Below are 12,949 nucleotides of genomic sequence, written 5' to 3' on the forward strand. Positions count from 1 at the left end.
GGTCGCCTTAGTGCAGCTTGCTGGCCCTCACGCCGTCGAGGGGCAGCGAAAGCAGCTCGCCGACGAGCCCGGAGAGGCGAACGACGCTGCGGGACATCTCCTGGCTCAGGGCAGCGGTGTCGCAGCCGGGGCGGCCTTCTGCGAGCAGGAAAGCGACGTTGGTCATGCTCTGCAGGGGATTGTTGATCTGGTGGGCGAGGTGGTTGGCCATCTGCGCGGCAGCGGCGGCGCGCTCGTGTGCGATGAGGCGGGCCTGCTGTTTCTGCTGGCGATAGCCCATGGCGGCGAAGTCGGCGAGCATCGTCATGAGGCCGGCATCGTTCTCGTCGAAGGCTTCCGTGCGGCCGTGCGCCATGACGAAGATGGTGCCGCGGGTGTCTTCAGTCTTCCAGGGCAGAAGGATGCCGTCGGTGACGAGCGGAGCTTCGACGCCGAGGATGTCGAAGAACTTCTTGGAGACGGTGAAGTGCTGCGGGTGACCGCGCTGGAGGGTGAGACCGCAGGCGCTGGGCTCGCGCGGGAGGATGGCGTTCAGGAAGCCGGAGTAGTCGCCGGCGGTGGCGATCCAGTGGTAGAACTCGAGGTCGTTGCCATCCTCGCGCTCGATGCTGATGCCGGCGCTGTCGGCGCCGCAGAGATCGACGGCAGCGTTCACGAGCTCCTGCAGGATGGTGTTGGGGCTCTCCACCATGGCGCGGCATAGCCGCTGGAGCCCGGTCATCTGCACGTGCATGTCCCTGGAGTGGAGCCTGCGCGCGGCGAACGCGGTGTCGGTACGCAGATCCAGCACGTTCAGGCCCGTTGCTTCAGGAGAGATCACCATGTGTGGTCATTATTGACCTTTGGCGGAGGTGCGTCCATGGAAGATCGGAGGGCGACGACCTTTGGGCGCGGGCGCCAGCTATTGGGGAGCCTGGGCCGTTTCGACGGCAGGTTTGTTCTCAAAGATCTTGTAGCCGTCGGGGACCTGGAAGACGGAGGGATCAGGTTCACCGACCTCCAGCTTCGTTACGGTGCGCTCGGTGTGGCCGTTGCGTGGATCGTCGATGATGGAGCGCATGGTGATGCCCTGGCCGCCGTGAGGACTGGTGGGCAGGAAGTAGGTCCACGTCTCCTGCACCATGCGGATGGGGCGGTCGTTTCCGATAGCGCCGATCGGCGTTTCGACGGTGCGGCGGGTTCCGTGGACGGAATAGCCGAGGAATGTCGATTCGCCGAGGTTTTCGAACGTCGGCTTTGGCCGTCCCTTCTCAAGGGCTTGCCGGGCCTCTGCCTCGGCCTGGAAGAATTGCTGATCATCCTGTGGCACAGGGTGACGCTGGACGTGGCTGATGCGCGCGATCTTCAAGTCCGGATCCATCTGGATGTATACGCCGGCGACCGGATCATTGATGGTGATCTGACGGAATCCTCTGCCGGAAAGGAGCTCCGTGTTCGGAAATTCCATGCGGTTACGGCCCTGGCTATCGAAGTAGTGAGTTTCCTCGCCGTCCGTGGTGATCGTGGTGCCGTCGGCCAGCATCTGCTGACGGTGCACCTGTTCGACGAGGGTGTAGGCGGGCCTAGCCGGCCGTGATTTTGGGGTGGTAGAGCCGTCCCCGGTGACGCCCGCGGTTTGTGCGGCTGCGGGTGCTGGAGCTACCAGTAGAGCTGAGCTGAGAAGGATGGAGCAGAAGCCAAGTGCCAGGCGCATCGGAAACCTCCGCAATGCTCGATGGGGCGCTCCACGGGGTGGAGCGATTCGGGGCCGGTGCGGTATAGACGCAACGACCAGCTCAGAGATAGCGAAATCAGTATGTCTTTGTTCGGACGTCAGGACAAGGGCTGAATGAGCCCTGAGGCGCTGCAGCGGGTGAGGAGTGAGCCTCACCCGCCGCGGTCGCGCAGCTCATAGGGTATCGACGAGGTTCATGGTGCTGATCTCGACCATGACACCGCCGGGAGCGTTGCAGTAGAAGCCGTAGGTGGGTGGGCCGCCGCGCTGCAGTATCGTGGGCTCGGGCGCGTCGTAGCTGCGGGCGTTGAGAACGCCGTGGAGGTTGTCGACATCGCGCGGTGCGGGTTGCAGGAAGCCGACGTGGAAGAGGCCCGGATAGCCGTGCTCCGGCGTCATGTTCTTGTCGAACATGAGGGTCAGGAGGAAGCCGTCGGGATTCTTGAGGACCGCGAGCTTGCTGCCGCGCTGGTCCAACGGATGGAAGCTGAAGACGGAGCAGAAGAAGTCCGTCAGCGCCGGCACGTCATAGGTCGTGAGATTGGTGTGATTGATGGTTCCCATTGCGATCTCCCTGGAGATGAAAATTGCCGTCGCATGGGTGTTGTGGCTGGGCCGGAACGCACCACGCGACGGGCAGCAGAGCCGTAGCCCTGCCACTGTCGCCGTGGGTCGAGGCCCTGGAGTGAACCAGGGCTGACTGAACTGCGGAGTCGGGAATCCGGAATCGGATGGGTTCCGCAGCGAGCCGTGCTTACCAATCCGGCTCAGCCATTTTCGGCAGCTATAGGATGAGCGGAATTCTTGCCGGTTGCAGATTTTTCCGTGCCTTTGGTGGCGGTGGAGAATGGAGCAGAGGTTAAGTTTGATGCGATTTATTGATCGTGACGAGGTCGCGCGGCGGCTGACGTATGAGCGCTGCATCCCGATTGTGCGCGAGGCGATGATTGTGTTCTCGACGGGGCAGACGAAGCAGCAGCTGCGGTCGATCATCCCGCTGTCGGACGGGCGGCTGTTCGGCATCATGCCGGGAGCGATGGGGTCGCATGGACCGTTTGGCGCAAAGCTGATCAGCGTCTTTCGCGACAACTTTGACAAGGGGATACAGTCGCACCAAGGGCTGATTTTGCTCTTCGAGCCGGAGAGTGGAGCGCCGGTGTGCGTGGTGCATGCGGGTGAGGTGACGGCGATTCGCACGGCGGCGGCGAGTGCCGTGGCTACGGATGCGCTGGCTCGGAAGGATGCTCGGCGGCTGGCGATCCTGGGCTATGGCGAGCAGGCGATGAGCCACGCGCTGGCGATCGGCAAGGTGCGGGCGCTGGAGTCGATGGTGGTGTGGGGGCGGTCGGCAGAGCGTGCGCAGAGCTTTGTGGAGAAGCTGCAAGCCGGGGTGAATGTGCCGGTGAGCGTGGCTGGTTCGGTGCAGGAGGCGGTGGCTGAGGCTGACATTGTCTGCACGGTAACGTCAGCGAGCGAGCCGATTTTGATGGGCGAGTGGGTTCGTGCGGGGACTCACATTAACCTCGTTGGCTCGAGCCACGCGGGGCCGGTTGAGGTGGACGATGCCCTTGTGGTGCGGTCGCGGTTCATCGTGGACAGCCGCGAGGGAGTGCTGGCGCAGGGCGCGGAGTTTCTGCACGCGAAGGCTGCTGGGCTCATTGGCGATGAGCACATCGTGGCGGAGATTGGGCAGGTGCTGGCGGGTGAGGTGGTTGGCCGGCGCAGCGCTGAGGAGATCACGGTGTACAAGTCGCTGGGGCACGTGGTGCAGGATTTGGCGAGTGCGTGGGCGCTGTATGCAGGGGCGGAGTAATGCTGCAGGTCGTGCGATGCGACCCAGCGCGTTGGAGTCGCCGAACAGCAGGTTTCTCCACTACGCAGGACGATGAAGCCGTCCAGCTTCGGTCGAAATGACACATCCTATGGTTGGGATGACACACTGCTTTGCCGACACGGCGCGTCATCGAAGGCCAGGATTCGTCGGCAACCTAGCCGGCCGAGAGCGCGCGCAAGGCCATGACGTTGCGCATCTCGTCGCCGGGCTCATCGACGGGAGTTTCGGCGATGAAGGCGGCGTGTTCGAAGCGGGGATCGTGCAGCAGGCGGCGGAAGGTGGCTGCGCCCATGGTGCCTTCGCCGATGTGCTCGTGGCGATCGAGCTTCGATCCCATGGGGGCCTTGGCGTCGTTGCAGTGCCACACGCGCACCGTGTCGAAGCCGATGGTGTCGGCGATGTTCTTCATGGTCTCGGCATAGCCTTCGTCGCTGACGAGGTCATAGCCCGCGACGTGGCAGTGGCAGGTGTCGAGGCATACGGCGACGGGCATGCAGGGCTTGAGCTGCTCGACGAGTTCGGCGACCTGCTCGAAGCTGCCGCCGAGGGAGAACTCGGCGCCGGCGGAGTTCTCGATGAGGAGCTGAAAGTTGTGGCCCTCGAAGGCCTGGCCTTCCATGGCGCGCTCGATGGACTGGGTTGCGAGGCGAAGGCCTTCGTCGCGGGTGAGGCCCTTCCAGCTGCCGGGGTGCAGGACGAGGAACTCCGCACCGAGTGCGAGGGCTCGTTCGACCTCGCCGCGAAAGCCGATGATGGAGTTCTCGCGTACGCTCTCGGTCTGCGAGCAGAGGTTGATGAGATAGCTGGCGTGGATGACCATCGGGTTGACGTCGTTCTCTACGCGGAGGGCGCGGAGCTTGTCGGCGTCGGCGGGCTTGACGGCCGGGGCCTTCCACATGCGCGGGCTGGAGGAGAAGATCTGGAACGTGTTCGCGCCTGCATCGACGGCGCGCTGCACCGCCGTCCATACACCGCCTGCCGTTCCCACATGTACACCGATTCGCTTGGTAGCCATTCGATACTCAGGCTAACGCACGTGGCGCTGTGAAGGCTTGGCGTATGCTGACTGCGGGTTCTGAACACAATTCAAGTAACGCATCGAGGCGTCTTTCATGGCTGAACCGCAGTCTTTCAAGAATCACGGGAGCAGCGATCCGATCTTTCTTCTTGTTGTCCTTGGCCTTCTTTTGAACATCATCGTCACGGCGATGTTCTTTGGCCGCCACTTCACGGAGTACGGCTGGGTCGGCATCTGGTGGATCGCCGTCTCGATTCTGCTGCTGCTGCTCGCGCACAGGATGCGGGTGTATGCGCTGAAGGTGCAGGACCGCGTGATCCGCGTGGAAGAGAAGATGCGGCTGGCGACGTTGGCGTCTCCGGCGGAGCTGGTAGAGCTGGAGTCGCTGACGATCGACCAGTACATCGGACTGCGCTTCGCGTCGAACGCCGAGCTGCCGGGCCTGGCGCGGGTGGCGGTGCGCGAGAAGCTGGACCGCAAGCAGATCAAGCAGGCGATTGTGTCCTGGCGTGCGGATGAGTATCGGGTGTGATTTTAGTGAGTAGTGAGTAGTGAGTAGTGAATAAAGGCAAAGGCAGAGCCCTGGGGCTCTGCCTTTCTGCATTAATCAGCCTTTACGCAGGTGTCTCGCACTGGCAGACTTCGCGGGCTTCCGTCCTGCTTTCTTCGGCGGGACGTAGTGGAAGTGGACGAGGTAGATGTTTTCGCCTTTGCCGTGTTTGGCGATCTTGAGCAGGTCGAGGACGCCGAGGAAACCGGAGGCGCGGGCGAGTTGGGGTGTGATGTCGGGCAGGCCGATGGGATCGATGGAGTCGACCTCGATCTCGCCTTCTTCCATGCGATAGCGATTGCCGACCTTCACGCGGGGGCTGATCCAGAAGCGCACGCTGAGGGTGATGTCGCCGTTGCGTACGCCATCGCGAAGGCGCTTGTCGAAGGTCATAGGAGCCAGTGAGTAGAGAGTAGACGAGAAGTAAGTAGAGAAGAACCCTCAGACGCAAAAGAAAGGCAGAGCCAATGGCCCCGCCTTTCTTCACTACTCACTATTCACTACTTCTAGTAGACGTCGCGCTGGTAGCGCTTGGCCTTCTTCATGGCGGTGAGGTATTCCTGTGCGGCTTCGGGGGTGCTGTCCTGGCCCTTGGCGATGGCATCGAGCAGAGCGGTCTCGACGTCCTTGGCCATGCGGCTGGCGTCGCCGCAGACGTAGAAGTAGGCGCCCTCTTCGAGCCACTTGTAGAGCTCGGCGGCGTTCTCGGTCATGCGGTCCTGCACGTAGACCTTCTTCTGCTGGTCGCGCGAGAAAGCGGTGTGGAAGTTGTTGAGCACACCGCTGGCCTGCCAGGCTTCGAACTCATCCTTATAGAGGAAGTCGGAGACGGAGCGCTGCTCGCCGAAGATGACCCAGTTCTTGCCCTTCTGGCCGGTAACAGCGCGCTCTTCGAGGAACGAGCGGAAGGGAGCGATGCCGGTGCCGGGGCCGATCATGATGACCGGGGCATTGGTGTCTTCGGGCAGGCGGAAGGCGTTGTTCTCGTGCAGGAAGACGGGCATGGTGCCGCCGACCGGAGCGCGCTCAGCCATGTTGCCGGAGCAGACGCCCTGGCGATCCGCCCCGTGCGAGTTATAACGGATGACGCGGATGACGGTGTGCACCTGGTTGGGGTGCATCGCGATGCTGGACGCGATGGAGTACATGCGCGGCGTGAGGCGCTGCAGCACGTTGAAGAGCTGCTGCGGGGCGGTGACGATGCCGGGAAACTCAGTGGCGAGATCGACGAACTCGCGGCCCCAGACGTACTCTTCGGCCTTGGCCTTGTTGTCCGCGCCGAGCAGATCCTTGAGGCCGGCGGGGACGTTCTCACCGGCGAGCTTGGCGTACTGATTGACGGCTCCGCGGGCGAGCTTGCCGATGGCAAGGTGGCGGCTGAGGGCGGTCTCGAAGGAGATCTCGTTCTTGTAGTGGTCGAGCACGCGCTCGGAGCCGGTGAAGCCGAGCGCCTTGAGGACGCCTTCGACGGCTTCGACGCGGTTGGTGGGGACGATGCCGACGGCGTCGCCTGGCGTGTAGTGCATGCCATCCTCGAGTTCCATCTCGATGTGGATGGTTTCCTTCTCGCTCTCGGGGCCGGTCAGACGCTGGTTGACCAGCACGCGCGAGGTGTACGGCGCGTTGCGGGTGTACTTGCTGGCGTGGCCTTGGGCCGTGGCGGGGGGAGTAAGGGTTGCAGCAGCGGATTCGCTCATCGTGTCTCCATTGTAAAACGCGGGACCCGCGTAGTTCGCGGTGATTCGTGTCACGGAGCACGTTGACTCGCTGTGAAACGCATGCGGCGCACAACGCCGCGGCGGCTCGAGGACTCTCACCACGAATGGACCGCGTCCTCTTTATCGGCCATCGGTTGTTCGATGTTGAGGGGGCTCCGCGCGGGCATCTGCTGGCGCGATGGTTGTTCCTGCGGGCGCTGGCGGCGATCTATGTGTCGGCATTCGTTGCGCTTATCTTCCAGATCCAAGGGCTGAACGGGCCGCTGGGCATTCTACCCGCAGGCCAGACGCTGGCTGCGATGGCCGAGGCGCTGGGGCCGGGCGTGCTGCGGCATGTGTGGGAAGTGCCGACGCTGTTCTGGATTTCGTCGAGTGCGGGATTTCTCAACGCGACGGTATGGGTGGGGATGATTGCGGCGATAGCAGCGCTGTTCAACCTGTGGCCGAGGTTGAGCCTGTTCGTGTGCTGGCTGTGCTTCCTCTCGTTCGTGGCGGCGGCGGGAGACTTCTCGGGGTATCAGTCGGATGGCATGCTGCTGGAGGCAGGGCTGATTGCGGTGTTCTGCGCGCCGCGTGGCGTGAGGCCAGGTTGGGGCGCGGCGTGCCCGCCGTCACGGGCGAGTTTGTGGCTGCTGCAGTGGGAGTGGTTTCGGATTTACTTCGAGTCAGGCATGGTGAAGCTGCTATCCGGCGACCCGCAGTGGCGCAGCCTGACGGCGATGATTGGGTATTACCAGAATGGGCCGCTGCCTACGTGGATTGGATGGTACGCGAGCCATCTGCCGCGCTGGTTTCACATGGGGTCGGCTCTGGGAACACTGGTGCTGGAGTTCGTGGTGGTGTGCATGATCTTCTTCGGGCGGAGGGCGAGGCTGATCTGCTTCTGGATCGTCACGCCGTGGGAGATAGGAGTGATCGCGACGGCGAACTATGCGTTCCTGAACTATCTTGTGCTGTCGCTGGGTGTGCTGCTGCTGGATGACTGGCAGATCGAGAGCTTTGTCCCTGCAGGTTCCTGGTTGCGGCGGTGGTTGCCGGAGATTGGGAAGATACAGGAAGTTAGCGGCGAAGAGCAGGCTGCGCTTGCATCGGGCGAATTCCTCTCCATTTTTCGGAGTAATGTGGAGGCTTCGAAGCAGGTGATCATATTGCCGCAGATGTCGTCGGCGAAGAAGCTCTCGCGGTGGCTTGCTCTGGCTGTGCCGGCGGTGGTGCTGGGGTGGATTGGCTATGCGACGACAGTGGAGCTGGTGGGTATGGTGTTGCCGTTGCCGTCGCTGGTCATGGCGCCGGCGCGGGCGATCGATTCGTTCCGCGTGGCGAACCAGTATGGGCTGTTCGCGAGCATGACGAATGGCCGCTATGAGATTGAGTTTCAGGGCTCGAACGATGGCGAGACGTGGAGGCCGTATGTGTTCCGGTACAAGCCGCAGGCGCTGAATGAGCGGCCTCGAATCTATGCGCCGTACCAGCCGAGGTTCGACTGGAACCTGTGGTTCGCGTCGCTGGGGGAGTGGCGGCAAAACGATATCGTGCCGCTCACACAAGAGCGGCTGCTGGAGGGCTCGCCGGCTGTGCTGGGGTTGTTCCGGTCGAACCCGTTTCCGGGGGTTCCTCCGACGTACGTGCGCGCGGTGCTATGGCAGTACTGGTTCACGTCGGTGGAGGAGAAGCGCGCGACGGGGAACTGGTGGCGGCGGCAGCTGCTGGGACAGTACTCGCCTACGATTGCGAAGGCTGGGGACGGTCACTTTCGGGCGGTGGACGATCCGCCGGAGCTGTCTCCGCACAACTAGAGACGGTCTGGCGGTCCCAGCATTGCCTCAGCCGCTGAAGCCGCGTTGCGATGATCGCCTTATGGCGGGATTGAAGTCCCGCCCTGACAAAGCGGGTGGTCTGGGCAGAGGCGAGGCTCCCCTAGGCGGGATCGGCCTGCGGTGCGCGCTTGCCGAAGATCGCGGTGCCGATGCGAACGCAGGTCGAGCCCTCTTCGATGGCCACCTCGAAGTCGCCGGACATGCCCATAGAGAGCTCCGTAAGTGATGGATATTGCTTGCGATGTTCGTCGCGAAGTTCGCGGAGCTGGCGGAAGTAGGGGCGGGCGGCTTCGGGGGTTTCGTCGAGCGGAGGGACGGTCATGAGGCCGGTGACGCGGAGGTTTTCCAGCGGGGCGAGGGCGGCGAGGAGGGCAGGGAGTTCCTCGGGTGCGAGGCCGTGCTTGGTGTCCTCGTGGGAGAGCTTGACCTCGATGAGAACGGGCATGACCTTGTTGAGCGCGGCCACGGCGGTGTTGAGGCGCTGCGCGGTCTTGAGGGAGTCGAGGGAATCCACGGCATCAAAAAGTTCGGCGGCTTTGTTGGTCTTGTTGTTCTGGAGCGGGCCGATGAGGTGCATGGTGGGGCGGGCGGGCTTGCCGTCCGCGTCGATCGCGGGACCGGTGTAGAAGGCGGAGAGGAGCTCACGCTTGGCGGCGAACTCCTGGACGCGATTCTCGCCGAAGAGGCGCTGCCCGGCGTGGAAGGCGGCGACGAGGGCCTCGGCGGGATGGACCTTGCTGACGGCCATGAGCTCCACCGTGGAGGGGCAGCGGCGGGCGCGGTCGCAGACCTCGGCGATGCGTTTGCGCAGGGCGGCCAGGTTGGCGGCGATGGCGGCGGTGAGGGCCGGCTCCGGGGTCGGCGGGGTGGGCAGCGCGGGAGCGGCGTCGGTGGGCATAGGTCACTTCCAGTGTACGGGGCGTGGAGTTGGCTCGCGGAAGGGGGCGGGGCGTCGCAAGATAGAGGAGGGCCCTATCCTTGGATTGGGATTTGCATCCGTCCGGCCGATTTTCACGTCCTACAGACATACGGTGCGAGCACGTTGTGGTTCCTGCGCTAGAGGCTGGTGGGCGGACCGCAACAAATCGGCACAGGGGGTGTTCCCACCGCCGAACGCCAGTGCTCAACCCGTCAAGGAGTCGTTGAAAGATGTCAAAGAACATTGTCCTTTCCGAATTTGTGCGCCGCTCGGTGGCGCTGACCGCCGTGCTGGGCGCGAGTGTCGCCGTCATGGGGGCCCAGACCGCAACGCAGACGCCCGCGGTGACTGACTCGGTGGTGGTTGCAACGCCGCAGTACTCGTCGAGCTTGAGCTCGGATGATGCCGCAACGACCGCACCCGATGCGAGTTCCTCCGCAACCGCACCCAATGGGGGATCGCAGCTGGCTTCCAACGCGCTGCACCTGAACCTGTTTGGCAACGCGATGCAGTATGGCGGACGCCAGAGCTATGGCCGTCCGCGCTATCGCGGCTCGAACACGAATGCCGATGGCTCGCCGAAGTATGACTTCTACGTGGGCGGTGGTCTGGGGGTTCCGGCAGATGGAACCAACACGAACTACATGACCACCAGCTGGGGTCTGCAGGGCGGCGGCGGTCGCATGTTCAACTCGCACTTCGGCGTGAACCTCGAGTTCGCCTACAACGAGTTCGGCATGACCGGTCAGACGATCACCAATCAGCTGAACCTCTACAACTACGAGATCGGTCTCTATAACGCGACACAGACACCTGCCAACCAGGTTTCCTCGTTCAGCAGCCTGGATGGCAACAACCATGTGTGGGATTTCAGCCTGCAGCCGGTCTACAACATCCGCTCAGGCGCGGGCGTCGGTGCTTACGTTACCGGCGGTGCGGGCTTCTATCACAAGGTGGCGAACTTCACGACACCTGAGATCGGCGAGTACTGCGACTACTATTACGGTTGCTATGAGTACCAGGCCAACACGGTGATCGACCACTACACGTCGAACGCGCTGGGCATCAATGGCGGTTTCGGCTTGACGTACAAGTTCTCGCGCTTCTCCAGCCAGCGCCTGTATGCCGAGGTCCGCTATGTGTACCTATTCAACCAGGCGCGCCCTGGCGTGACGCTTGCCACAGCTACCCCAGCGAATGCGAATGTCTACAACGACTTTCCGCAGAACAGCAACAAGACCGGGTATCTGCCGGTGAACTTCGGTATCCGCTTCTAACCCTCACTCACAGCTGCACGAAACGCGAAGGCCCGCCATCTGGCGGGCTTTTGTGCATTGGGGCGTCGTCAGACTCAACTGAAGTAGTGCCTGACGCGTGGGGCGTAGCGGGCGGTGGTTGCGATGATGTAGTCGCGGCAGCCAGCCCGGAAGCTGGGCGCGGGGTTGGCGCAGTAGTGGAAGTAGTAGAGTGCCTTCTCGAGCGGACGCTGGGCGTGCCAAGTGGTGCGGGGAGCGTCGGCGTCGGGTGGAAGCTCGGGGACGCCGGGGCCGCGCCACGCGAGCTCGAAGGCATCGTGGATCGTCTTGCAGGCGGAGCCCCAGCAGCAGGTGTAGGCGAGTCCGCGGGTGAGCAGGAGCGAGGCGATGCGCAGAGCTTCGGCCTCGGCGACGTGGGCGCAGTCGAGCGCGATGGTGAGAGCGAAGGGTCGCGAGACCTCGGGCAGATGCTCCAGGTCGCGGAAGTCGGCGATTGGGTGGAGCAGGAAGCGCGCGGGGGTCTCGCGGTCGTCATCTTCGAGCAGCCGGAGTTGCGCCGCTCCAGGAGCGGCGTCGTCGAACAACAGCTCCATGGTTAGATTCCGACGGGGTAGGGCTTCTCGTGCAGCTCGCCGCGGCCTTCGCGTTTCTCGAAGAGGCCCTGGAAGATGCTGAGCAGGCCGGTGTACCAGTAGCCCAGCACGAACAGAAAGAGGAAGGGCACGGTGAAGTAGTTCTCGGTGGAGATGGCGTACCAGACGGTGAGCGCGAAGTAGCAGCCGATGGCCAGCTCGATCCAGGGGATGATGCCGAGGCGTTTGCGATACTTCTTCGCGTGCGACCGTTCGCCCTTCTTCTGCACGGCGTACTTGGGCGTGCGCGCGAAGGCAGTCTTGACGCCGAAGAGGGCTTCCATGACGGCCTTGGTGTTGGTGATGGTGAGGCCTACGCCGAGGGACATGAGGAACGGGACGTAGAGAAAGGTCTTCCACCAGGTGCGTGGGAAGAGCTCTTTCTGGCTGACGAGGTAGAAGGTGGAGACCGAGGCAGTCGACGCGAGGAAGAGCGGAAGGTCGATCAGCAGCATCTGGATGGGGCCTTGCCAGCTGCGGATGATCATGGCAGGCATGAGGAGCACGCTGAGGATGATCATCAGCGGATAGCTGATGTTGGCCGTGAGGTGGTACCAGGCCTCGAGCTTCTGGTGCCAGCCGATGTCGGAATGCAGGATGGTGGGCAGCGATTTCTTCGCGACCTGGATGAGGCCCTTGGCCCAGCGCGCCTGCTGGGTCTTGAAGGCGGTCATCTCGATGGGAAGCTCGGCTGGGCACTCGACGTCCTGGAGGTATTTGAACTTCCACCCTTTGAGCTGCGCGCGATAGCTGAGGTCGGTGTCCTCGGTGAGGGTGTCGTGTTCCCAGCCGCCGGCTTCGTCGATGGCCTGACGACGCCACATGCCTGCGGTGCCGTTGAAGTTGAAGAAGACGCCGGCGCGCGAGCGACCGCCGTGCTCCAGCACGAAGTGGCCGTCGAGGAGGATGGCTTCAACCTGGGTGAGGAAGCTGTAGTTGCGGTTGAGGTGCGTCCAACGGGTCTGCACCATGCCGACGCCAGGTTCGGCGAAGTGGTGGACGACCTTCTGCAGCCAGTCGACGGGAGGAACGAAGTCGGCGTCGAAGATGGCGACGAGCTCGCCACGCGAGGACTTGAGGCCTTCTTCGAGGGCCCCAGCCTTGAAGCCGTGGCGGTTGGTGCGGTGCAGGTAGAGGACCGGCTGCGGGGCGAGCGGCTCGGGGTGGTCTTCGGTCATCACGCCGCCGGTGGCGTAGCGCTGCACGATGGCTGCGGCGACCTCAGTGGTCTCGTCAGTCGAATCGTCCAGCAGCTGGATCTCGAAGCGGTCGCGCGGATAGTCGATGCGGCAGCAGGCGTCGATGAGGCGGTCGATGACGAACTGCTCGTTGTAGATGGGCAACTGGATGGTGACGAAGGGGAGCTGATCTTCGGCGAAGGTGGCGGCGGGCTCGGCGGACTTCGCGGCGTTGCGGCGGTTGCGGTAGTAGAGCCACACCAGCTGATAGCGGTGGATGCCGTAGAACGCGAGGATGATCATCACGATGAAG

At 63.3% G+C, this 12,949-nt stretch carries 13 protein-coding genes; 4 read left to right on the forward strand and 9 right to left on the reverse strand.

Annotated features, from left to right (window positions below):
* Window positions 1-7 precede the first annotated feature (7 nt).
* The 3 genes from AC5E6W_RS10390 to AC5E6W_RS10400 form a co-directional block, all read right to left on the reverse strand.
* Window positions 8-823, reverse strand: a complete 816-nt coding sequence (locus AC5E6W_RS10390) for a histidine kinase dimerization/phospho-acceptor domain-containing protein (protein WP_491752223.1) — start codon at window positions 821-823, stop codon at window positions 8-10.
* 78 nt (window positions 824-901) lie between these two features.
* Window positions 902-1,693 carry a hypothetical protein gene (locus tag AC5E6W_RS10395; RefSeq protein WP_491752224.1) on the reverse strand — a complete coding sequence of 264 codons (792 nt, stop codon included), beginning with the start codon at window positions 1,691-1,693 and terminating at the stop codon, window positions 902-904.
* A gap of 195 nt (window positions 1,694-1,888) precedes the next feature.
* Window positions 1,889-2,278: a VOC family protein gene (locus tag AC5E6W_RS10400; RefSeq protein WP_491752225.1), complete on the reverse strand. Its 390-nt coding sequence runs from the start codon at window positions 2,276-2,278 to the stop codon at window positions 1,889-1,891.
* Window positions 2,279-2,582: 304 nt separating this feature from the next.
* Between AC5E6W_RS10400 and AC5E6W_RS10405 the strand changes: the two genes are divergently transcribed.
* Window positions 2,583-3,527 carry an ornithine cyclodeaminase family protein gene (locus AC5E6W_RS10405; RefSeq protein WP_491752226.1) on the forward strand — a complete coding sequence of 315 codons (945 nt, stop codon included), beginning with the start codon at window positions 2,583-2,585 and terminating at the stop codon, window positions 3,525-3,527.
* Between the two features lie 175 nt (window positions 3,528-3,702).
* On the opposite strand, the gene AC5E6W_RS10410 is transcribed toward AC5E6W_RS10405, so the two are convergent.
* Window positions 3,703-4,563: a deoxyribonuclease IV gene (locus AC5E6W_RS10410; RefSeq protein ID WP_491752227.1), complete on the reverse strand. Its 861-nt coding sequence runs from the start codon at window positions 4,561-4,563 to the stop codon at window positions 3,703-3,705.
* A 97-nt stretch (window positions 4,564-4,660) separates the two neighbouring features.
* Between AC5E6W_RS10410 and AC5E6W_RS10415 the strand changes: the two genes are divergently transcribed.
* Window positions 4,661-5,098: a DUF6526 family protein gene (locus tag AC5E6W_RS10415; protein ID WP_491752228.1), complete on the forward strand. Its 438-nt coding sequence runs from the start codon at window positions 4,661-4,663 to the stop codon at window positions 5,096-5,098.
* A gap of 75 nt (window positions 5,099-5,173) precedes the next feature.
* Here the strand turns inward: AC5E6W_RS10415 and AC5E6W_RS10420 are convergent, their stop codons facing one another.
* Together AC5E6W_RS10420 and AC5E6W_RS10425 are read right to left on the reverse strand one after the other, a co-directional pair.
* The gene (locus AC5E6W_RS10420) at window positions 5,174-5,509 is read right to left on the reverse strand and encodes an ASCH domain-containing protein (protein WP_491752229.1); all 336 of its coding nucleotides are present in this window, start codon (window positions 5,507-5,509) and stop codon (window positions 5,174-5,176) included.
* A 113-nt stretch (window positions 5,510-5,622) separates the two neighbouring features.
* Window positions 5,623-6,813 carry a diflavin oxidoreductase gene (locus AC5E6W_RS10425; protein WP_491752230.1) on the reverse strand — a complete coding sequence of 397 codons (1,191 nt, stop codon included), beginning with the start codon at window positions 6,811-6,813 and terminating at the stop codon, window positions 5,623-5,625.
* A gap of 125 nt (window positions 6,814-6,938) precedes the next feature.
* Between AC5E6W_RS10425 and AC5E6W_RS10430 the strand changes: the two genes are divergently transcribed.
* Window positions 6,939-8,630 (forward strand): lipase maturation factor family protein, encoded by a 1,692-nt coding sequence (locus tag AC5E6W_RS10430; RefSeq protein ID WP_491752231.1) that lies wholly within the window; start codon window positions 6,939-6,941, stop codon window positions 8,628-8,630.
* 121 nt (window positions 8,631-8,751) lie between these two features.
* Here AC5E6W_RS10430 and AC5E6W_RS10435 read toward each other — a convergent pair whose 3' ends face one another.
* Window positions 8,752-9,549 (reverse strand): YggS family pyridoxal phosphate-dependent enzyme, encoded by a 798-nt coding sequence (locus AC5E6W_RS10435; RefSeq protein WP_491752232.1) that lies wholly within the window; start codon window positions 9,547-9,549, stop codon window positions 8,752-8,754.
* A gap of 251 nt (window positions 9,550-9,800) precedes the next feature.
* Here AC5E6W_RS10435 and AC5E6W_RS10440 point away from each other — a divergent pair, with 251 nt between their 5' ends.
* The gene (locus AC5E6W_RS10440) at window positions 9,801-10,847 is read left to right on the forward strand and encodes a hypothetical protein (protein ID WP_491752233.1); all 1,047 of its coding nucleotides are present in this window, start codon (window positions 9,801-9,803) and stop codon (window positions 10,845-10,847) included.
* Between the two features lie 74 nt (window positions 10,848-10,921).
* Here the strand turns inward: AC5E6W_RS10440 and AC5E6W_RS10445 are convergent, their stop codons facing one another.
* Together AC5E6W_RS10445 and AC5E6W_RS10450 are read right to left on the reverse strand one after the other, a co-directional pair.
* On the reverse strand, window positions 10,922-11,419 hold the full coding sequence (locus AC5E6W_RS10445; protein WP_491752234.1) for a DUF7684 family protein: 498 nt from the start codon (window positions 11,417-11,419) through the stop codon (window positions 10,922-10,924).
* A 2-nt stretch (window positions 11,420-11,421) separates the two neighbouring features.
* A complete protein-coding gene (locus AC5E6W_RS10450; RefSeq protein ID WP_491752252.1) occupies window positions 11,422-12,939 on the reverse strand; it encodes a cellulose synthase family protein in 1,518 nt (505 codons plus the stop codon).
* Between the last annotated feature and the right edge of the window lie 10 nt (window positions 12,940-12,949).

The organism is Bryocella sp. (assembly GCF_058498515.1).

Bases quoted from the DNA above. Each gene is read 5' to 3' on its own strand.
- AC5E6W_RS10420 (WP_491752229.1), bottom strand. From the start codon at position 5,509: ATGACCTTCGACAAGCGCCTTCGCGATGGCGTACGCAACGGCGACATC.
- AC5E6W_RS10390 (WP_491752223.1), bottom strand. From the start codon at position 823: ATGGTGATCTCTCCTGAAGCAACGGGCCTGAACGTGCTGGATCTGCGT.
- AC5E6W_RS10440 (WP_491752233.1), top strand. From the start codon at position 9,801: ATGTCAAAGAACATTGTCCTTTCCGAATTTGTGCGCCGCTCGGTGGCG.
- AC5E6W_RS10415 (WP_491752228.1), top strand. From the start codon at position 4,661: ATGGCTGAACCGCAGTCTTTCAAGAATCACGGGAGCAGCGATCCGATC.
- AC5E6W_RS10435 (WP_491752232.1), bottom strand. From the start codon at position 9,549: ATGCCCACCGACGCCGCTCCCGCGCTGCCCACCCCGCCGACCCCGGAG.
- AC5E6W_RS10405 (WP_491752226.1), top strand. From the start codon at position 2,583: ATGCGATTTATTGATCGTGACGAGGTCGCGCGGCGGCTGACGTATGAG.
- AC5E6W_RS10400 (WP_491752225.1), bottom strand. From the start codon at position 2,278: ATGGGAACCATCAATCACACCAATCTCACGACCTATGACGTGCCGGCG.
- AC5E6W_RS10425 (WP_491752230.1), bottom strand. From the start codon at position 6,813: ATGAGCGAATCCGCTGCTGCAACCCTTACTCCCCCCGCCACGGCCCAA.
- AC5E6W_RS10410 (WP_491752227.1), bottom strand. From the start codon at position 4,563: ATGGCTACCAAGCGAATCGGTGTACATGTGGGAACGGCAGGCGGTGTA.
- AC5E6W_RS10430 (WP_491752231.1), top strand. From the start codon at position 6,939: ATGGACCGCGTCCTCTTTATCGGCCATCGGTTGTTCGATGTTGAGGGG.
- AC5E6W_RS10450 (WP_491752252.1), bottom strand. From the start codon at position 12,939: ATGATCATCCTCGCGTTCTACGGCATCCACCGCTATCAGCTGGTGTGG.
- AC5E6W_RS10395 (WP_491752224.1), bottom strand. From the start codon at position 1,693: ATGCGCCTGGCACTTGGCTTCTGCTCCATCCTTCTCAGCTCAGCTCTA.
- AC5E6W_RS10445 (WP_491752234.1), bottom strand. From the start codon at position 11,419: ATGGAGCTGTTGTTCGACGACGCCGCTCCTGGAGCGGCGCAACTCCGG.